The sequence below is a fragment of the Pseudofrankia saprophytica genome, assembly GCF_000235425.2.
Classification (GTDB): domain Bacteria; phylum Actinomycetota; class Actinomycetes; order Frankiales; family Frankiaceae; genus Pseudofrankia; species Pseudofrankia saprophytica.
In genome coordinates this window covers 5985907-6006074 of record NZ_KI912266.1, presented here as the reverse complement: position 1 = coordinate 6006074, position 20168 = coordinate 5985907, and the positions used below count along the sequence as shown (strand labels likewise).

Annotated in this window: 16 protein-coding genes and 1 pseudogene; 11 read left to right on the top strand and 6 right to left on the bottom strand. The window is 68.6% G+C overall.

Annotated elements, in window-relative coordinates; translation table 11 throughout:
- Positions 1 to 51 precede the first annotated feature (51 nt).
- Complete coding sequence (locus tag FRCN3DRAFT_RS0225455) at positions 52 to 1245, top strand: sugar ABC transporter substrate-binding protein (RefSeq protein ID WP_232794144.1); 1194 nt, start codon at positions 52 to 54, stop codon at positions 1243 to 1245.
- Between the two features lie 692 nt (positions 1246 to 1937).
- Positions 1938 to 3284, top strand: a complete 1347-nt coding sequence (locus tag FRCN3DRAFT_RS0225440) for an aminomethyltransferase family protein (RefSeq protein ID WP_007516051.1) — start codon at positions 1938 to 1940, stop codon at positions 3282 to 3284.
- A gap of 63 nt (positions 3285 to 3347) precedes the next feature.
- Here the strand turns inward: FRCN3DRAFT_RS0225440 and FRCN3DRAFT_RS49825 are convergent, their stop codons facing one another.
- Complete coding sequence (locus FRCN3DRAFT_RS49825) at positions 3348 to 3983, bottom strand: TetR/AcrR family transcriptional regulator (RefSeq protein WP_232794143.1); 636 nt, start codon at positions 3981 to 3983, stop codon at positions 3348 to 3350.
- Between the two features lie 324 nt (positions 3984 to 4307).
- Here FRCN3DRAFT_RS49825 and FRCN3DRAFT_RS0225430 point away from each other — a divergent pair, with 324 nt between their 5' ends.
- The 9 genes from FRCN3DRAFT_RS0225430 to FRCN3DRAFT_RS56510 all read left to right on the top strand — a co-directional run bounded on the left by FRCN3DRAFT_RS0225430 (position 4308) and on the right by FRCN3DRAFT_RS56510 (position 14004).
- The gene (locus tag FRCN3DRAFT_RS0225430) at positions 4308 to 5645 is read left to right on the top strand and encodes an aminomethyltransferase family protein (RefSeq protein WP_007516049.1); all 1338 of its coding nucleotides are present in this window, start codon (positions 4308 to 4310) and stop codon (positions 5643 to 5645) included.
- 210 nt (positions 5646 to 5855) lie between these two features.
- A complete protein-coding gene (locus tag FRCN3DRAFT_RS0225425) occupies positions 5856 to 6722 on the top strand; it encodes a methylenetetrahydrofolate reductase (protein WP_007516048.1) in 867 nt (288 codons plus the stop codon).
- A gap of 1 nt (position 6723) precedes the next feature.
- Complete coding sequence (purU, locus tag FRCN3DRAFT_RS0225420) at positions 6724 to 7632, top strand: formyltetrahydrofolate deformylase (protein ID WP_007516047.1); 909 nt, start codon at positions 6724 to 6726, stop codon at positions 7630 to 7632.
- 19 nt (positions 7633 to 7651) lie between these two features.
- A complete protein-coding gene (locus FRCN3DRAFT_RS0225415; RefSeq protein ID WP_007516046.1) occupies positions 7652 to 8506 on the top strand; it encodes a bifunctional 5,10-methylenetetrahydrofolate dehydrogenase/5,10-methenyltetrahydrofolate cyclohydrolase in 855 nt (284 codons plus the stop codon).
- A gap of 116 nt (positions 8507 to 8622) precedes the next feature.
- Positions 8623 to 9825: an aminodeoxychorismate synthase component I gene (gene pabB / locus FRCN3DRAFT_RS0225410; RefSeq protein WP_007516045.1), complete on the top strand. Its 1203-nt coding sequence runs from the start codon at positions 8623 to 8625 to the stop codon at positions 9823 to 9825.
- A gap of 274 nt (positions 9826 to 10099) precedes the next feature.
- Positions 10100 to 10909 carry a dihydropteroate synthase gene (gene folP, locus FRCN3DRAFT_RS46215; protein WP_007516044.1) on the top strand — a complete coding sequence of 270 codons (810 nt, stop codon included), beginning with the start codon at positions 10100 to 10102 and terminating at the stop codon, positions 10907 to 10909.
- Positions 10910 to 11384: 475 nt separating this feature from the next.
- Positions 11385 to 12746, top strand: coding sequence for a glycine cleavage system protein T (locus FRCN3DRAFT_RS0225400; RefSeq protein WP_007516043.1), 1362 nt, complete (start codon positions 11385 to 11387; stop codon positions 12744 to 12746).
- A 138-nt stretch (positions 12747 to 12884) separates the two neighbouring features.
- Positions 12885 to 13409: a PAS domain-containing protein gene (locus FRCN3DRAFT_RS0225395; RefSeq protein WP_131803358.1), complete on the top strand. Its 525-nt coding sequence runs from the start codon at positions 12885 to 12887 to the stop codon at positions 13407 to 13409.
- On the top strand, positions 13375 to 14004 hold the full coding sequence (locus FRCN3DRAFT_RS56510; RefSeq protein ID WP_232794142.1) for a hypothetical protein: 630 nt from the start codon (positions 13375 to 13377) through the stop codon (positions 14002 to 14004). The genes FRCN3DRAFT_RS0225395 and FRCN3DRAFT_RS56510 overlap by 35 nt, the downstream gene beginning before the upstream one ends.
- 135 nt (positions 14005 to 14139) lie before the next feature.
- Here FRCN3DRAFT_RS56510 and FRCN3DRAFT_RS46205 read toward each other — a convergent pair whose 3' ends face one another.
- The 5 genes and pseudogenes from FRCN3DRAFT_RS46205 to FRCN3DRAFT_RS46200 all read right to left on the bottom strand — a co-directional run bounded on the left by FRCN3DRAFT_RS46205 (position 14140) and on the right by FRCN3DRAFT_RS46200 (position 20061).
- Positions 14140 to 15906, bottom strand: coding sequence for a protein kinase domain-containing protein (locus tag FRCN3DRAFT_RS46205; protein WP_007516041.1), 1767 nt, complete (start codon positions 15904 to 15906; stop codon positions 14140 to 14142).
- Between the two features lie 287 nt (positions 15907 to 16193).
- Entirely contained in the window at positions 16194 to 16844 is a 651-nt protein-coding gene (locus tag FRCN3DRAFT_RS0225380; RefSeq protein WP_007516040.1) for a hypothetical protein, read from the bottom strand.
- The gene (locus tag FRCN3DRAFT_RS0225375; RefSeq protein ID WP_007516039.1) at positions 16841 to 17587 is read right to left on the bottom strand and encodes a hypothetical protein; all 747 of its coding nucleotides are present in this window, start codon (positions 17585 to 17587) and stop codon (positions 16841 to 16843) included. Before FRCN3DRAFT_RS0225375 ends, FRCN3DRAFT_RS0225380 begins: the two co-directional genes overlap by 4 nt.
- On the bottom strand, positions 17584 to 19017 hold the full coding sequence (locus tag FRCN3DRAFT_RS0225370) for an ATP-binding protein (RefSeq protein ID WP_007516038.1): 1434 nt from the start codon (positions 19015 to 19017) through the stop codon (positions 17584 to 17586). Before FRCN3DRAFT_RS0225370 ends, FRCN3DRAFT_RS0225375 begins: the two co-directional genes overlap by 4 nt.
- Before the next feature lie 333 nt (positions 19018 to 19350).
- Positions 19351 to 20061, bottom strand: a pseudogene (locus FRCN3DRAFT_RS46200) (IS6 family transposase).
- Positions 20062 to 20168 lie beyond the last annotated feature (107 nt).

Below are 20168 nucleotides of genomic sequence, written 5' to 3'. Positions count from 1 at the left end.
CCACCCGGGGCGTGACGAGGATCGCGGCTCCAGACGTGAGAGGAAAAACCCGTGAGAACTACTCGACGAATTTTCGGCCTGACCGCGCGGCGCCAGGCACGCATGAGAGTCGTCTTATTATCGGCGCTGGCCGCGCTTCTGCCGGCCGCGGCCTGTGGCTCCTCCGGCTCGACGTCGGGCGACCAGCCGTCGGCATCCAGCTCGGCGCCAACCTCTGGCGACGCCGCGGCCATTGTCAGCGAGCTGTCCCAGCCGCGGCCGGCCTACCCGGTCCCGACGACACCGCTGGGCGATGTCGCGCAACTGCGCGGAAAGGTTGTCTACTTCATTCCCATCACCCGGCAGGCGCCGCAGCTCAACGTGACCGGAAAGGCGCTGACCGAAGCGCTCGGCTCGGTCGGGATCGAGGTGCAGACCTGCGACGGCAAGGCGAACCCGTCCGATATCTCGGCGTGCGTCAACCAGGCGACCGGCGCGCGCGCGGGCGCGATCATCACCGACTCGATCCCCTACGCGCTGGCCGCCAACAGCTTCGCGGCCGCGCAGGCGAAGGACATTCCGGTCCTCATCACCGACCAGATCCCCGACCCGGCGCACCCGGCCGGCCCCAAGCTCGGATACCTGGAGGGTTCCGGCACGAAGGGGCTGCTGGCCATCGCCGACTGGATCATCGCCGACTCCGGCGGGAAGGCGACGGTGGTCATCAACGTCGCCACGGACACAGCCTCGACCCAGGCCTACGTGGCCGCCGCACAAAAAGAGTTCAGCGCTCGCTGCCCCGGCTGCAAGGTCACGCTCAACAGGATCTCGTCGGCGAACTTCCAGCTGATCGCGCCGTCAACCAGCTCGGCGATCCTCTCGACTCCCGGCGTGAACTACGTGGTCTCCGAGTTCGAGGTGTACCTGCAGCCGACGTTCGCCGGTGTCCAGCAGTCCGGTCGGGCGGCCGCCGTCAAGGGAGTGTCCACGGCCGCTCAGATCAACGGCCTGCAGATGCTGGCGGCCGGGACGTTCCTGCACATGGACGTCGGTCAGGCCGCGGCCTACCAGGGCTGGGCGGACGCGGACGCCGCGCTCAGGATGATGCTGGGCAAGGAGCTTCCGAGCTATGACATTCCCATCCGCATCTTCACGCGGGACAACATCAAGGACATCTCCGTGACCACCGCGGCGGAGGCCTCGGGCGAGTGGTACGGACCGGCCGACTTCCCAGCGAAGTTCAAGACTCTCTGGGGACTGAGCTGAGCACCTGACCGCGGGCCACCCACTCCGGGCGGGGCGGGTGCTTCCCTTGCCGGTCAGGACAGCCGATCGGTGTCGGGAGGCCGGGAACCTGCCGGCTCCATGACGACGACGGCACGAGTTCCAGGGGTGTTCGGCGCGCCGCGGCGCGCCGAACACCGCCCGGCCACGCCAGCGGACGCGGAGTTCCGGCCGGCCATCCACGTCAACAGGGAGCGGCGGCGCGGGCAGGTCGCCGACGCTCACCTCAGCACGTCGCGGACGCGGATACGGGAGACGCCGAACAGGCAGCGGTACTCGCGGTCGAGCTGACGGGGCTTTCGTAGCCCACGAGATCGCCCTGCCCGACGTCGGTGCCACGGGAACCAACACAGCTCCCTCGATGACCCCTTTCACCGTCATGGAGAACGACGACATGAAGGTGACGGCGACCTTGCGGCCGCAAGCCACAAGCAGTACTGTACGGTACAGTACCGATTCTGCCGTTGAGTTGTAGAACTCCTCCACCTATCCCGTGGCTTACTCACCTGACCGCCTCCTCGTCGCAGTGATCCCAGGACGGCAGGTCCTGGGCCGAGTCCTCAGGCGAGGCAACCGCTTGGTGGACGGATGGCTGCACCATCGGCCACCGACCTCGTGTCCTTGTTCGTGGCCGGGCAAGGCCGAGCACGCGGCAACGACCGGAAGGATGTCCCATGGCGAGTCTTGAAGACGTAATTCGTAAGGCTGGCGATCCGCTGACGCTGATGCGCAGCGGCCGATCGGGAGCGTACCCGTTCCCGATCCGGGCCGAGTTCACCAACTGGCGCGATGAGCAGGAGAGCTGGCGTACCACCGCCGCCCTGATGGACCTGTCGCACCACATGACCGACCTGAGGGTCACCGGCCCCGACTGCTATCGCCTGCTGTCCGATTTAGGCGCCAACTCCTTCAAGGGCTTCGGCCCGATGAAGGCCAAGCAGTTCATCGCCTGCAACCACGACGGCTACATGATCGGCGACTGTATCCTGTTCTGCCTGGCCGACAACCTGGTCCGGCTCGTCGGGCGACCACCGGCGCTCAACTGGGTGCAGTTCCACGCCGAGACCGGCGGCTACGACGTCACCTTGCGCCGTGACGAGCGCACCGCGCAGAACCCGCATGGCCGGGAGCTGTTCCGCCTGCAGCTGCAAGGACCGAACGCGGCGCGGATCTTCGAGAAGGTCAACGGCGGCGCCATGCCCGATATCCCCTTCTTCACGATGGGCACGTTCGCCATCGGCGGCCACCAGGTCACCGCCCTCAACCATCGGATGTCGGGGTTCCCCGGCCTGGAGTTCTTCGGACCGTACGCGGAGATCGACGGTGTCCGGGACACGCTCCTCGAGGCCGGCGAGCAGTTCGGCATCCGCCAGGTCGGTGCCCGCGCGTACGCCTCGGTCGCCACGGAGTCCGGCTGGATCGCCAGCACCGTGCCGGCGGTCTACACCGGGGACGACCTCAAGGCATACCGGGAGTGGCTGAACGCCAGAACCTTTGAGGCGAACCTCTCGCTCGGCGGCAGTTTCGCCTCGGACAAGGTGCAGGACTACTACACCACACCTTGGGATCTCGGCTACGGTCACATCCTGAAGTTCGACCACGACTTCATCGGCCGCGACGCGCTGCAGCGGCGGAAGGGCGAGCCGCACCGCCGGAAGGCGTGGCTCGCCTGGGAGCGCGACGATGTGGCCCGGATCTTCGCCAGCATGTACGAACCGGCCGACAAGCGGTTCAAGTACATCGACATGCCAGCCGCGTTCTACTCCGCGTCGCAGTTCGACCGGGTGGAGAAGGACGGACGTCTCGTCGGGGTGTCGACGCTGTGCAGCTACACGTCGAACGTGCGCGGCTGGATTTCGATCTGCATGATCGACGAGGATGGCGCGACCTACGGCGACCAGGTCGAGCTGGTCTGGGGTGAGCCGAACGGCGGCTCCGCCAATCCCACGGTGGAGCGGCACGCGCAGACCACGATTCGCGCCACCGTCGTGGATCGTCCGTTTCCCGCCGACAAGCGCTGAGCTGAGGTATCCGCGACGCGCGTGGGTGTCGTGAGTGCGATGAGCCGGACGTGGCACTGCCCATCACCGCGTTGTCGCGTCCGCGGCCCGTGGTTGCGGTGTCCGGAGCCGGGTGCCGTCGACGAACGTGTTCACCGCGTGGGTGATGCTCGACTCGATCTCCTGCGAGGTGGGCCGGTCGGCGGTATTCATCAGCAGCCGCATCTGCAGCGAGCCCAGCATCGCCTGGTAGAGCTGGGATGCCGCCAGCACCGGGTCCGCGACTTCGATGATGCCCGCGTCGCGCAGCGTGCCAAGATAACGGCCGAGGATGGCGTTACCCACCGCGGGACCGTGTTGGAAGAACATCTGCCCCAGCCCGTCGACCCGTTCCGCTTCCGATGTCACGAGACGATGGAGCGCAATGGCTCCGGAATCGAGCACGATCGCGGCAAAATGCCGCCCAAACTCCTTGAGTGTTTCGACGGGGTCGCCGCCGCTTGGATGAAAGGAGGTCAAGGGTTGACTGCGCTCGTCGATAAGCATTTCCACGGCGGACCGAAACAGGTCGCTCTTGTCGCTGAAGTACTTGTACAGCGTCGCCTTCGAGCCACCCACGGCGGTCTGCACGTCATCCATGGTGACTCCGGAAAACCCGTTCGCGATGAAGAGCGCGGCCGCCTCGCGCAGGATCCGCGCTCGCCGGCGCCCACTATCCACCCTGGAAGTATAGCTTGACCACCGCGTCGGGACCTGCGTGTCGTCCGCCACCTCACACCGATTCATGGACAACCACCTGGGCTGGCGGCGGCGTGCGGCCCGCCGTGTGCAAACCGAGCATGCTTCGGGCGGCGCGAGGGCCGTGGGCTTCCGCGTCGATATGGATGGTGCTTCCAGCGGGCGTGGACAGGGCCGTGCTCGGGTTGTCCAAGCAAAGGGTGTGCCACTTGCCCTACGGAGAGCCGCGGCGCGGACCCACAACAAGCTCGATGCGCAGCTCGTTTGAGACGCGGACCTATGCAGTGGACGACATAAGGAAGAGGCATGACAGTTCCAAGTCTTCAGGACGGCATCGACAAGGCCGGCTCGCCGTTACGCCTGCTGTGGAAGCCAGGCGCGGCGCCCTGGACGCCCGAGGTTGTCGAGCGCGAGTACGTGGGCTGGCGGCAGGAGCAGGCGGCCTGGCATGACGGGGTGGCCATCTCGGACCTGTCGCATCACATGTACGACATGGTCATCGATGGGCCGGACGCGACCAGGCTGCTCGCCGCGGTGAGCGCGAACAACTACGAGACGTTCGCGGTCGGTCAGGCCAAGCAGATCATCCCGGTGACGAACGAGGGGTTCATCGTCACCGACGGGATCCTGCTGCGCCGGGCCGAGCAGCAGTACACGCTCAGCGGCATTCCGGCGTCCCAGCACTGGGTGCGCTACCACGGTGAGCAGGGTGGCTACGACGTCACCTTCACCACCGACCCGTCGTCGGCCTTCCGCGGTGGCGGCGACCCGAAGCTGTTCCGTTACCAGATCCAGGGACCGCTCGCGCGGCAGCTGGTCGAGCGCGCGTTCGGCGGGCCGCTGCCCGCGACCAGGTTCTTCCACGCCACGGCGGTCACGCTCGGCGGACGGAACTTCCGTGCCCTGCGGCACGGCATGGCCGGGCAGCCTGGCTACGAGTTCATCGGTGACTGGGCGGATGGCGCGTATGTCAAGGAGACGCTGATGCGGGCCGGCGAGCCGTTCGGCCTCGTGCATGTCGGCGCGCTGGCTTACACCACGGCGTCCGTGGAGAGCGGCTGGATCCCATCCCCGACGCCCGCGATCTATACCGACCCGGACCTGCTGGGCTACCGCCGTTGGCTGCCGCTGTTCGGGATCGAGGGACAGCGGCCGCTGCACGGCAGCTTCTACTCCGACGACATCGAGGATTACTACGTCACGCCGTACGAGCTCGGGTACGGCCGGCTGATCCGCCTGGACCGCGACTTCATCGGCCGCGACGCGCTGGAGAAGGCGAAGGACGCGGTTCGCTGGGCGAAGGTCACGCTGGTCTTCGACAACGACGACGTTCGCTCCGTGCTCGGCGACGAGCCGGGCTTCGTGCTCAGCTACGCCCGCCACCGTGTCGAGGCCAGCTCGGCGCTGGTCGGCACGACCTACCACATCGCGTCGTCACACCCGTACCGATCGATCATCGCGCTGTCGCTGGTCGACCAAGCGCACGCCGCGCCCGGCACCCGGGTGGAGGTCGTCTGGGGCGACCATCCCGGCTCGGGGACACCGGCCGACGCTGATCTGGGATTCCCCCGCATCCGGGCCACCGTGCAGCCCGCGCCGTACAACGAGCACGCGCGCACCCAGTACCGCCACAACGACCAGTAACGACACATCCAGCAGTAACAAAACGGGCCGACCGGGTCAGCAAGTGTCACGACGTCGTCCGTTGCCGGTCGGCCGGCAGCGGACCTCCGTCTCACCGCCGCGGCGCGGCCAGCTGGCGAGCCCTCCCAGCGTGACGGCCGCGTCGCGGCGGCGAAGGGGGCCTGTTGCCTCGCCCCCGGCACAGAACGGACCCTGGAACCGAGGAGAACGATGACTTCCTTACCCGTCGAGCAGGCCGGGCGTCTCGCCACGCTGTTGCACGACGTATCCCTCGAAATGACCGGCAAGGACATTGAGGAACTCGACCTGGCGCGGGAGTCCATCCCGACGGGCACCTGCATCAACGTGACCTTCCTCGGCAACGAGGATCTACAGATGCGGCTGGCGGCCGCCAGGGCCGTCAAGGCGTACGGCTTTGTCCCGGTGCCGCACATCTCAGCCCGCCGCCTGGAGTCGCGTGCGTCGCTGGAGGTGTTTCTCGCCGCTCTACAGGCCGACGGCACCGGCGAGCACGTCTTCGTCGTCGGCGGTGATCCGAGCGTCCCACATGGACCCTACGCCGACGCGCTGTCGGTCATCCAGTCCGGCCTGCTGGAGCAGTACGGCGTCCGCCGTGCCAGCGTCGCCGGCTATCCCGAAGGCCACCCCGATATTCCTGACCGAATCCTCTGGCCTGCCCTGCGGGACAAGCACGCGTCCCTTGCCGAACGCGGTCTGGCCGGTGATGTCATCACGCAGTTCGGATTCGACGTCGACTCGGTCCTGACCTGGACCGAGGCGCTCCGCGAACGCGGCGTCGACGCGCCGGTCCGTATCGGTGTGCCCGGCCCGGCAGGGGTGCGCCGGCTGCTGCGCTACGCGGCGCGGTTCGGCGTCGGTACCAGCGCCTCGATCGCGAAGAAATACGGTCTGTCGCTGACCAACCTCATGGGCACCGCCGGGCCCGACCGCTTCCTGCACACCCTCGCCACGGATTACGACCCGCGGCGACACGGCGAGGTCAAGCTGCACTTCTACACCTTCGGGGGGCTGCGGACCACGTCGGAATGGATCGATCATCTCAGGAAAGAAGGCTGACGTGACGGTCGCCCAGGAAGCTCCCGCGCCGCAGGCGTCACCAACAACGAGAACCAGGAATCAGGCATCGCTGATCGTGCACGGCCGCGACCGGACCGGCATCGTGGCGGCCGTCGGCTCGGTGCTCAGCCAGCACGGGGCGAACATCGTGTCGTTGGACCAGTACTCTGACGATCCGCAGGGTGGGTCGTTCTTCCAGCGTACGGTCTTCAGTTCCGACCGGCTCAAGGCGATACTGCCCCAGATCGAGAAAGACCTGCGGGCGCAGTTCACCAAAGGCTTCGAGCTGCATTACACGCTGCGAGACACGTCGATTCCCCAGCGCGTCGCCATATTCGTTTCCAAGGCCGACCACTGCCTGCTCGACCTGCTCTGGCGGCACCGCGGCGGCGAACTCCCGATCACCGTGTCCATGGTCATCTCCAACCACACCGACGTCGCCGACGAGGTGCGCGCCTTCGGCATCCCGTTCTTCTTCGTACCGTCGGCCGGCCCGGACAAGTCCGCCGCCGAGGCCGAGCACCTCCGCCTGCTCCGCGGCAACGTGGACTTCGTCGTGCTGGCCCGCTACATGCAGATCCTCTCCGGCGACCTCATCACGCGGGTCGGAGTGCCCATCATCAACATCCACCATTCCTTCCTCCCGGCCTTCATCGGCGCCGGCCCGTACGCCAAGGCAAAAGAACGCGGTGTGAAGCTCGTCGGCGCCACCGCGCACTACGTCACCGAGGACCTCGACGAGGGCCCGATCATCGAGCAGGACGTCGTCCGGGTCACCCACGCCGACACCGTCGCCGACCTGCAGCGCCGCGGCGCCGACGTCGAACGGCTCGTACTGTCCCGCGCCGTGCGCTGGCACAGCGAGGACCGTGTCATCCGCCACGCCAACCGCACCATCGTCTTCGCCTGACAGCCTCGGGAGCCGATTCATGACCATGAAGATCGACGGCACGGCGATTGCGCGGCGGGTTCGCGCTCAGGTCGCTGCCGACGTCGCGGCCGCCTACCCCGGGCCAGACACCGCTCCGGGCCTGGCCACGATCCTCGTCGGCGACGACCCGGCCAGCGCCGTCTACATCGCGAGCAAGCGCCGCGCCGTCCGCGAGGCCGGCATGCGCGACCTGCACCGCTCCCTGCCAGCCGACGCCACCCAGACGCAGGTCGCCGCGGTCATCGACGAACTGGTCGCCGACCCGTCCGTCTCCGGCATCCTGCTGCAACTGCCGCTGCCTCCCCACCTCGACCCAGCCCCACTCATCGACCGGATCCCGGCGGCCAAAGACGTCGACGGCCTCACCACCGAAAGCGCTGGCCTGCTCGCACGCGGCCTGTTCGGGCTGCGCCCCTGCACGCCCAGCGGCGTGATCGAGCTCCTGGACGCCGATGGCATCAAGATCGCCGGAAGACACGCGGTCGTCGTCGGCCGATCCGCGCTGGTCGGCCACCCCATGGCCGAGATGCTGCTGCAGCGCGACGCCACGGTGACCATCGCGCACCGGCCGACCTCGGACCTGCCAGCGGTGACCCGACTCGCGGACATCCTGGTCGTGGCGACCGGCGTGCGCGGCCTGATCGGCGCCGAGCACGTCAAACCCGGCGCCATCGTCATCGACGTCGGTATCCACCGCACGAGGACCGGGCTGACCGGCGACGTGCGCACCGCGGAGCTCGAGGGTATCGCCGACCGCGTCACCCCGGTGCCCGGCGGCGTCGGACCCATGACGATCGCCATGCTCATGGTCAACACGCTGCGCGCCGCTCAATGGACGCAGCCACAGCCGTAGGCACGTCGGCCGCCACCCAGCGCCGCACTGGCGGTCAGAGCCAGCGGAACCACCAGAGCAGAGTCGCGCGGCGCACAAGCCAGAACACGGCGCCGCCCTTCCCACAGAGAAACCCCATGACGATCCCGCACCTCTGGGCTCGCTTCGACGACCTTGTCGCGGGCCGTGCCCTTGCCTTCCCGCCGCCGCACCAGGTACTCACGGCCGAGCGCCCAGACGAGGTAGTCTCCGTGCTGGCCGAGGTAGAGCGCGCCACCGCCGCGGGTGCCTGGGCGTTCGGATACGTCTCCTACGAGGCAGCGCCGGGATTCGACCAGGGGCTGGCCGTGGCGCCGGCGTCGGCCGATGACCCGCCGCTGATCTGGTTCGGCCTGTGCGGCGATCCGACCGAGGTCCCGCCGGTTCCCCCGCCGTCGGCGGCCCAGGGCCCCGCGCGGTGGACGCCGGACTGGACCGCCGACGATCACGCCCGCGTCGTCGCCCGTGTACGCGAGCACATCGCGGCGGGAGAGACGTACCAGTGCAACGTCACCGACCGGCTACGCGCCGCCGTCGACGCAGACCCCTACCTCCTCTACGCCCGGCTCGCGCGCGCGCAACTCGCGGCGTACAACGCCTACCTCGACCTCGGCCGGTTCGTCGTCATCAGTGCCAGCCCGGAACTGTTCTTCGACTGGGCCGGGGACCGCCTCCGGACGCGACCCATGAAGGGCACCGCCGCGCGCGGTCGCACCCCCGCGGAGGACCGCGATCAGGCGCGACGGCTGCGGACGAGCCCCAAGGAGCTCGCCGAAAACGTCATGATCGTCGATCTGCTGCGCAACGACCTCGCCAAGGTCGCCCTCGTGGGCAGCGTCGAGGTCACGCGGTTGTTCGCCCTCGAGCGATATCCGACCGTCTGGCAGCTGACCTCCGAGATCACTAGCCGTCTGCATCCGGATCGCGGCCTCGTGGACATCTTCCGCGCGCTGTTCCCGTGCGGCTCGGTCACCGGCGCGCCGAAGCGGCGCAGCATGGAGGTAATCCGCGATGTCGAGACTGGCCCGCGCGGGGTGTACTGCGGAGCGGTCGGTCTCGTCGCACCGCCGTCCGCGCCGTTCCGGGCCCGTTTCAGCGTCGCGATCCGAACGGCGGTGGTCGACCGGCAAACGGCTTGCGGCGTGTACGGCGCCGGCGGAGGCATCACCTGGGATTCCCGGCCCGCCGCCGAGTGGGCCGAACTCCTCGCCAAGGCGGCGGTGCTCACTCGAAGGGCCATGCAGGCCGACCGTCGTGCCGACATCCCGGGCATTGCGCCCGTCGGCGGTCTCGTGACATGACGTACCGCACCGTACAAGTCACCTCCGCCGTGCCGGGCGAGCACGATCCGAACCCCTCGCGCACCGGCACCGGAGGCCCGTCCCGACTGGTCATCGGACGGCGGGCGTCGATGTGAACACGGCGGTCGACGAAGCGGATAGTTCGCGGAAGCACGGCATCACGACAGATCATCAGAGCGAACGAGGCAGGTGTCTTAGCAGCGTGCAGAGCGCGAGAAACGTTGCCGACCGCCGTGGCCAGGCTTTTGTGCCGAGAGCCGGCCAATGCCTGGTCATGGGCATCCTGAACGTCACACCCGACTCGTTTTCCGACGGCGGGCGGTTCCTCGACCAGGCAGCCGCCGTTGCCCATGGTCTGGCCATGCACGAGGCCGGCGCCGCCTACGTGGACGTCGGCGGCGAATCGACACGTCCGGGAGCGGCCCGCATCGACGCCACGGAGGAACGCCGGCGGATCATGCCGGTGATCAGGGAGCTCGCGGCGGCGGGCGTGCAGGTCAGCGTCGACACCACCCGGGCCGAGGTCGCCGCGGCCGCGCTCGCCGCCGGCGCGGTGCTGGTCAATGACGTCAGCGGCGGGCTCGCCGACGCCGGCATGGTCGATCTGCTTGCGGACGCCGGCGTTCCGTGGGTACTCACCCACTGGCGGGCCCACAGCCGGCGGATGTACGCCGCGGCCGAGTACGGCGATGTCACCACCGAGGTCCTCACCGAACTGCGCCGACGGGTGGACGCCGTCGTCGCCGCGGGTGTCGATCCCGGCCAACTCGTGCTTGACCCCGGGCTCGGTTTCGCCAAACGAAGCGAGCACGACTGGTCGCTGCTCGCTGGCCTGAACCGGTTGGTCGCGTTCGGTCTGCCGGTCCTTGTCGGCGCCTCACGCAAGTCGTTCCTCGGCCAGCTACTCGCTGGTCCGGACGGAGTCCCGCGGCCTATACCGGGGCGGGCAGCCGCCTCATTGGCCGTCGACGTCTGGGCGGCGATGGCCGGCGCGTGGGCCGTCCGCGTGCACGACGTCCAGCAATCTGTCGACGCCCTCACCGCCCTCCACGCCCTGCACCTACCAGCCGACATGGCGACCTGACCCGAAAACCCGTGGGGTCGAAGCGTGAATGATCACGCACGCTGGTCGGTGGCCAGGTTGGTCAGCTCGAGCTGCGCGCAGGTTGGCATCGCGACCTTCGACCGGTCCTAGGGTTTCCCAGATCGTCGGACGAACGTCAAGAGGTCACCGTCTGGGTGTCGCGCCGGATCGAGAATCAAAGGTTGCATCCGGCGTCGCTTCCGCGGGGTAGAGGTGTCATAGACTGGCGATCCTCGTGGAACCCCGTTGCGCAGCATCGATGGAGATGCCCAAAGGCGGATCTGAGCAGGGAGCCCCTCCGGAGCGCCCTAGGTCGGAACGGTCCGGTGCAGCTCTGTGGTGGGACTGGTGGCAGGCACCCGCGGAAATCTGGACGCTAGATCCACCCTTTCGGCGCCGCATCGCAGGAGTACGGACGACCTGGGTCGGAGTCTAGGTCTCTTTTGATGTCTCGATGAATATTGTGAGGTATGCGATGGACGTGCTGTCGCGACAGCGCCAGGACTACAAGAAACTGCTTGACCTTCCCGAGGCCTCGTTCATCATGGAGCGCCCGGCTCTGTTCAGCCCGGCGGCCGCAATCCAGGACGAAGCGAACTTAAAGGGAACTTTCGGGCGCTTCGCGCAGATATTACTTCCGCTGGAGTACACGAACTGGGTCGAGGAAAGCGTTGCCCACGTCGAGTCCTGCTACATCGGCGACTGGACGTCTCTCAGCAAACTGCACCTACGGGGCCCGCGGGCACTGGAATTCCTCAGCCGGATTGGCATGAACGACCTGTCCCGGTTCGAGACCGGGCAGGTCAAACATCATGTCCAGCTCGACGAGAACGGCTGGGTGGCCTCCGAGGGCGTCCTGTGCAGGCTTGGTCCAGAGGAGTTCGTCTACACCGCGGGAAGCTGTGACTGGGCGCAGTGGCAGTTCAGTCGCGGAAGCTGGGACGCGGAGCTGTCGGACATCAGCCCGGACAGATTTATCTTCGGAGTACAGGGACCCACGTCCCTGGCTGTGCTCGAGAAGGCGACCGGGGAAAGCCTTCGCGACGTCAATTTCAACCGAAGCCGGCCCGCCAAGATCGGCCAGATTCCGGTGCACGTCCTGCGGACCGGAATCTCGGGAGAACTCGGGTACGAGGTGCATGGATCCGCGAACGCCGCGAGCGGGATCTGGTCGACCATCCTGGCTGCTGGTGAGGATTTCGGAATCCGTCAGCTCGGATTCCGCTCACAGCCTGTGCAGCACATCGAGGCGGGAATCGCGACGAATGGCTTGGACTACCTGCCGGCGGCGATCGTGACGCCCGGAGCTCCGCGACAGTTCAGGCGTGGAGTGATGGGTGGGAGCTTCGTTCCCAAGAATGGGTTGACCGACTACTTCCGGAGACCGGGCGAGCTCGGCTGGGGCACCTCGGGAAAGATCTCAGATCACGATTTCCTTGGTCGGGAGGCGCTGGTCTCGCAGGCTGAGATCGGAGGGCCGGCCCGACTGCTCGTTGGCCTCGTGTGGAACGCGGATGACGTCGGCGAAGTGTTTGCGTCGCTGCTACACGGCGGCGACATCCCGGAACAGATGGACATTCCTCGCCGTCTTGGCCCCAGTTTCGATCAGGTCCTGGTCTGTGGCAACCCTGTCGGTGTCTCGACCGGCCGGTGCCTGAGTTCTAACCTTCGGGCCATGATCTCGCTCTGTGTGATCGACCGTGACCGCGCGGTCGCCGGCGCGGACGTCGTAGTCGTCTGGGGCCGACCTGGAACGCCCCAGCGGGAGATCCGAGCGACGGTCACCACGCTGCCGTTCAAGCCGGACCGTCGTCGGACCGACGTCGCGACCCTGTAGCCGACCCGCGGCGCTGGACGGGTTTGCCGGGGATGGCCCTGTCCCGGCATCGGACAGCCGGACCCTCCTCGCACTCTGGGTGCACGGCATGCCCGAACTGTACGAAGGCGGGTCGACGTCAGGTGTCGACGTCAGGTGATGAGCGTCCCCGACCTGATCGATGACCTGAAGGCCGCCGAGCAGTCGTCGATATTCGAGGTGTTCGCCTACGTGCCGCGGGCGCTGGAGCTGATACGGCGAGCGATGGACGGGGAACCGGGCTGCGACATCCATGAGGCCTTCGGGCGGCACTACGAGTTACACATCAGGCCGATCTTCGATCCTTGTGGCGAGGTCAGCCAGGTGGCATCGATCAGTACCGATGTGACCGATCGTGAGCAGGCCCGTTTCGACCAGAGCGTCCTCGCCAATTTGGCTCATCAGGCCTTGCGGACCGCCGAGCCTGACCGGCTGTGGAACCATGCGGCCGCGGTGCTGGCCCTGTACTTGCCGAAAAGTATATCCGGGCTGATCGGGACGGTCGCGGCCGATCCTGGGCCCTCCCGGTGCCTGGTGCCCGTCGGGGGCGGTGACTGCGGGAGGATCCCGCTTCGTGGTGCTTCGACTGACCTACCTCGGTGTCACGAACGTGTTCGCGCTGCTGCGCCTGCTGCCTCGCAGTGATCGTGACAAGGATGTCGAAATCCTCACATTGCGGCACCAGATCGCCGTGCTGCAGCGCCAGCTCGACGGCCAGCGGATCCGGTTCCAGCCCACCGACCGTGCGCTGCTGGCGGCACTCCTGCACGCGTTGCCCCGGCCAACGCTGCGCGGCCTGCACCTGCTGGCGCGTCCGGAGACCGTCCTTCGCTGGCATCGCAACCTGATCGCCCGCCACCACGCCGCCATCTCCCGCCCCCAGCGGCGCGGACGGCCTCGCACCGTGCGCTCGATCCGCGCCCTGGTGCTGCGCCTGGCCCGCGAGAACACCGGCTGGGGCTATCGGCGGATACACGGCGAGCTGGTCGTCCTCGGCGTCACAATCGTGCGCGAGGTCGGGATGTCGCCGCCGCGCGGCCTTGGAAAGCCGCAAACGAGGACGAAGTCGGCGTGGGCGATGTTGCGTCTCACAATCACTGTGCGTCACCACCGAATGTGCGCCAGAGCCGAAAGTGAGACAGAGCCGCACGAACGGTGGTTCCGGCCCGACGCGCCGGGCCCCAGCGGGCATGCATGGTCCTGCGGCCCGCAGCAGCGGTTTCGCGGAATGCGCCGGTAGAAGGCCATGTGGTTTCCGTGGAGACTGTTCGTGAGGATGACGGCTGGTCGGCTTCGACGATGACCGTTGCGTGTGTCCCCGGACGCGGATCGGCAGTCATAGTGAGCGAGCGTAGGCATGCTCCATCGATGCCGGTCAGCGGACGACGACGGTGCTCCCGCCATATGCGGGGACGAACACCTCCTGGCAGCGCAGCGCGTCGTCGGCGACCTCGTACGCGTACGTGGTGTAGGTGCTGATCGTGGTCTGCTTGCCGGGCGGCAGCGTGCTGTATTGGAGCGTCAGCCGGTTCCCGTACTGGTCGTGCTCGAAGATCTGTATCTGCTCGGACCGGTTGTTGACAAAGGTGATCGTGGTCGGCGCCGTATCGCTGTCCCACAGGGACCTCGGCTTCGGGTTGCAGCTGTACGGGGCGGAGGAACCGTAGTTGAAAGAGAAGTCGCTGTCAGCGGTTGGCGGCGGCGAGGAAGGCGGAGTCGTTGAGGAAGGCGGAGTCGTCGAGGGAGGCGAGGAGAGCACGGGAGGGTCGGGAGGCGTGGGACCGGCGCAGCCTTGTCCCAGCGTGAGGCCCGTCGCGAGCAGCGCGCCGACCGCGACCGCGGCACCGACCGAGCGCCGCGCCGTTCGGCGTGCGCGGCTCGATGCTACCGACGAGTCGAATGGCGGCGGGTTCGTCGCTCGGCTGAACGCATTCCCGCCGGCGTCGGTGCCGGTGCCGGTGAACGGCCCCGGACCGTCTCTGGCCTCCATCCAGTGCGGTACCGCCGGATCGCTCCGCCAGTCGGTGCCCGTCGGCCGGCCGTTCGCCGCAGGGTCGGCGGCGACGCCTGGAATGCTTGATCCTCCCGCCGCCACGTTGGCCTGCGATTGACTGGCCGACGCTCGCTGGCCCGTCGGGTGCGGCGGCCAGGAGACGCCGCCCGCCGGGGTGGCGGCGGACCGGAAGGTGTCGGGCGGGACGGACGGCGTCGCGAGAATGACCTGAGTCAGGGTCGGCGGCAGCCAGCCAGGGTGATGCAGGTCCGGCACGTTCGGTACGGCGTCGGTCAGCCGGTCCAGGATCTGGTCGAGCGTCGGCCGTCGGGTTGGATCCTTGTCCAGGCAGTCGTAGACGATGTCGCGCAGACTCTGCGGGACATGCCCGATATCCGGCTGGCCGTACACGACGCGCATCAGCAGTTCGGGCACAGAGCCGTGGCCGAACGGGCCATATCCGGTAGTCGCGAACGTCAGGACTCCGCCGAACGCGAAGACATCCGCTGCGGGCGTGACGTCGGGTGCGATGGCCACGGTCGGAGACCACTCCGCGCGGCTCAGGGGCTTCGCCGGGCTCGGTTCCGGGGGGCCGCCCGCCTGCTCGGGCGCCATGAATGCCGGCGTGCCGATGATGCCGGCGGTGCGCGTCGCCGCGTTGGCCTCCATCGATCGGGCGATCCCGAAGTCGATGACCTTCGGGCCCTCGGCGGCGAGCAGAATGTTGGACGGTTTGAGGTCGCGGTGCACCAGACCTGCCTGGTGCACCGCGGCAAGCGCCTCGACCACGCCGGCACCGAGGGCGGCGGCTGAGGCGGCCGGCAGCGGGCCGTGGCGGGTCACCGCCGCGAGCAGTGACGGGCCGCGGACGTACTCGGTGGCCAGCCACGGCCGCTGGCCGAGCGGATCGGCATCGACGACCGCGGCGGTGAACACGCCGCTCACGGCGCGCGCCGCCGCCACCTCCCGCGCGAAGCGGCCCCGGAATTCGGGGTCACCCGCGAACTCCGGCCGGATGACTTTGATCGCCACCGCCCGGCCCGATCGGGACCTGGCCAGGAAGACCTGCCCCATCCCCCCGGCACCCAGCCGCCCGACGATTTCGTACGTTCCCAGCCGCTGCGGGTCGTCCTGTTGCAGCGTCTCCATGGTTCCGTCCCCGCCTTCTTTCTGAATTCCTTGGCTTCCTGCGGAATTGCGCCTGAATCCAGAATGCGGCGGATTTGGAGACGAAACAGCGATCAGATGCGCGCCCCGCGGCGCGTACTTCCGTCACGCCTGGCGGCCCAGAACGCGCGGCGATATGCCATTCTGCGCGCCGCCGCCCGCGAAACTTCGCAGCCGGCTCTCGCGGCGCCGGCCGGCGACGGTCAAGCGGCGACGGTCACGGTGGGATGGCCATCACCTGGATGGCAACGCGTGGCCGACGGACGGGGTCAGTCGGCCGGGTGGACGCCGACGCGCAGCGAGCGGGAAGACCGAGGCCAAGGCGGTGGAGTAGGCCGCAGCCGGCGCCAGTCGTAGGGCGGGTGGCCGAGCTTGGTGTGCCGGCGGTCGTAGACGTTCGCGACCGTCCAGGCAGCCACGCAGGCCACGATCGTGATCCGGGCGAGCACCCGGGCGACGGACAGGCCGGGCGAAGCCAGCCCGGCGACCGTCGCAGCGACGACGAGATAACCCAGCACCGGGTAGACGACAAGTTGGTGCCAGATCTTCGTAGGCGCCACGGCCTGCGCGGGCACGTACAGCCGTGAGTGCACCTCCGCCCACCACTGCCAGAGCCCGAAGGCGAGCCAGGCCGCGACCATGGCCCACGCGGGTGCGCCGCGCACCACGGCACGGACCGACGCCGACGGGCCGTCCGGGCACAGCACGACGCCAAAGCCCGCGGCCACCGCGAGCAGCGGATCCCCGTAGAGAAGCGCGACGAACTCGCCGCGCGGCGAGAGCCAGCGACGTTCCAGGATCCGGGCGATCAGCGCATGGACGACCGGGCTGACAGCCAGGCACACGGCGAAGGCGACAAGGGGGCCGTGGCTCAGGGCGAGGCCGAGGCAGGGCAACCAGCCGCCTTCGTCGTCGCTCATCCGGCCGTGCGGGCCCGACTGAACAGCCGTTCCACGTCAGGAGCGCTGAAGAAGTCGGCGTGTAGCCGGGCGAACGCGGAAACCTCGAGCAGGTTGGCACCGCGTTCGTCCGCGTCGGCCGCCGGATCGGCGCGCCGGTCGAGCAGGTCGGCCTCGAGCTGCGCGACGACCGGCCGACGGTCGGCGGTGAACTGTGAGACGACTCGTTTGGAGACGTGGGCGGCCTGCGCGACCTGTGGTTCCCGGAAGTTGTTCAGCAGCGCGCGCCAGATCAGCAGATCGCTCGGGCGCGTGATGAGCCGGTCCAGCAGCGGCGCCGCCTTCTTGTACCGGCGGGCGGCCCCGTCGTCGGGTCGGTAACCGGCCCGCAGCGCCGCGATGGCGCGCCGGACCGGCTCATGGCCCGCGGACTTCGGAGCCAGGGTCCAGGTGTCCGGGAAGAACTTGAACACGGCTAGCAAGAACAACAGTCGGTTGTCCTCGCCGTCCGCCGTCTGGACGACGCAGGGGATCTCCCGCTGGGCGAGGCTGTCCAGGGCGGCCAGCCCGCTCTCCCGCACTCCCCGCCCGTAATGCAGGTCGACGAACGCGAGCTGGAAGTCCCAGTCCACAGCCAGCAGATCCGCCAGATCCCGTGGATTGCGCACGCCGCGCACCTCCACGTCGGGGGCGTCGACAAGCGCCCGCGCAACGGCTGTTTCGGCGCCCAGATAGTCGTCCACGACCAGCACCCGTATCGTCATCGGCCCTCCCCAACCCGATCGGGCGTCGGGTCAGCCGCGCGCCCGGGTCGCTGGCAGCCATCCGCAGCGCAGCGAGGTTCGTCTGTCCCATCGCGGTTCCCCCGCGGGGACCGCCAGCGGACGTGTACCGTCGCGCCCCGATCCGGCGCCGGCTCGAAACTGATGGCGCCGCCGTAGCGGTGCAGCTCCCAGTCGAGCAGCCGGAGGCTGCCGGCCGGGTCGTCCAAAGCGTCCGGCGGCATGCCCGGGCCGTCGTCGGTCACGTCGAGTTCGAACCGCGCGAACCGGTCATCCGCCGCCATGGCGCCGACCGCGAGGCGCACCTCCACCCGGCTCGCGCCCGCGTTCAACGCGTTCATCACCAGGTCGGCCAGGGCACGCCGGGCCAGCTGGTAGTCGGTCGAGCTCAGCACGATGCTCCCGCCCTCGACCAGGCGGCAGCGGTGGCGGCGCGCCTCGGGCAGGACCCGGACGACCGCCTGCCACAGCGCGGCCACGTCCTGGACCCGGGCCGCGCCGTCGCCGGTCAGCATCTCCAGCCGGTTTTCCTCGACCACGACGAGCAGGTCGCGGACGCGCGCACGGAGCTCGGCAGGGTTCGGTTCCGCCTCCTCGACCGCCTGCGCGACCAGGCGCACCGCGTTCTTGGTGAGGCTGTGGAGGTCCTGTGCGGCACCTTTGCGCACGATGTCCTCGGCGTCGCGCACGGTGGCAACCGTGGCGGCGAGCAGCTGCTCAAAGCAGATCCGCACGATCTCCAGGGCGAGCACGCTGCCGACGGCCGCCACGCGCAGCGCGACGGGGACCTCGCTCACCTCCGGCGACCAGGGAACGGCGACGATGAGCGCGACCAGACTGGCCAGCAGCAGCACGCCCAGCCGGCGGAACAACAGCAGCACCCGGGGCGCGGGCTGATCGCTCCGGTCCGACCCGATGACGACCGGGGCGTACGGCGCGTACCAGCCGGCGTCGATCAGCGAGTTCAAGCCGACCAACCAGGCGAACGCCACCGCCGCGAGGATCGCAGCCGACCGCACAGCGACGGACAACCCGGTGACCGGCCACGGGCCGGCGAACAGCAGCCCCGCCGCCACCACCCCGAACGCCTCCAACAGGCCGGGCACGTCGAACGTCGCCCGTCCGCGGGTACCGACGAGATGGTCCGCGAGCTGCCCGGCGCCCTGCAGCCGTTCGACCGCGTCCATCAACGCAGGCCGGGCGTGCACGCAGGACAGCGCACAGCCGACCGTCACCATCGCCAGCTGACCGGCGCCCCGGGGAATCTCGTGGGCGGGCAGCGTCGCGACCGCCCCCCACATGACGGCGAGGAGGCCAAGCCGCACCAGCGACGTGGTCCGGTGCTGCTCGTCGAGGGCGCGCAGCGCCGTCACCCAGACGATGTCAGGCCGGCCGGACCAGTCGGACCCCATCCGATTCCCCCCGCTGCCAGGCCGTCGTCCGCCGTCATCGCGTCCTGCGTCGTCGGTCCCCGCCGGGCCGGCGGTCGCCCTCGACGATCCCACCCCGTCATCGCGGGCCGAAAGCAAAACTTCGCAGCCGCCCGCGCGCGACGGCCGGCGCGAGGGCCCGTCCTCGACTCGTCAGGCCAGGGCCGGCTCAGGGCCAGCCACCGCCCTTGAAGCATGCCGATATCGGCATATAATTCGGCCATGGCACGTGCAGCGACGACGTCGGACGTCTTCAACGCTGCCTGTTGCATTCGGAGGGCCGGGGTGCGCGCGGAGGCCTGGCAGGCTTGAGGATCAGACCGATGCGGCGAGCTCGGTGAACGCGACCGACAGCCGCAGTCGTGGATCGGTGTCGACGGCGAGTTCGTAGTGACCGCGGCGGATGTTCTGGATCAAGGTGTGTCCGGTGCTGACTGTCTGGGCCGAGCGCAGCCGTTTGAGCCCGCGCATCGGCCGTAGCCGGGCCTTGAGTCGGCTGCGGTCGGGCTCGATCCGGTTGTTCTCCCACCGCGCGTCGACATGGCATGCCTCGGGCAGCAGTTCGTCGAGGACCCGCGGGTAGACGGGCGCTTTGTCTGTGGTGACCTCGGTTGGTTGGCGGCCGTGGATGAGCGCTCGTTGGAAGAACCGGCGGGCCGCGAGCTGGTCGCGCCGTTCGCTGGCGAGCACGTCGATGACTTGGCCGTGCTGGTCGATGGCCCGATACAGGTACCGCCATCTGCCGGCGATCTTGATGTAGGTTTCGTCGACGTGCCACCTGTCGGCCGGGCGGTGCCGGCACGGTCGGGCCGCGTCGACCAGCAGCGGCGTGAAGGGCTGCACCTACCTGTACACAGTCACGTGATCAACTTCGATGCCGTGTTCGGCCAGCAGCTCCTCGGCATCCCGGTACGACAGTGCAAATCGCAGGTACCAGCGAACTCCCAGAACGATCACCTTGGGAGGGAACCGGAAGCCGGTGAACTCCGAGACCGGGACCGGCGGACGAGGACGGCTGCGAGCCATCATCCGATCATGCCGTGGCCTCCGAGCCCCCACACCGGCTACCTGCGCAGCGTCACCCCAGGTAGCCGGATCCAGTCCGTCCGGATCGGCAGTTGACGACGCGCCAT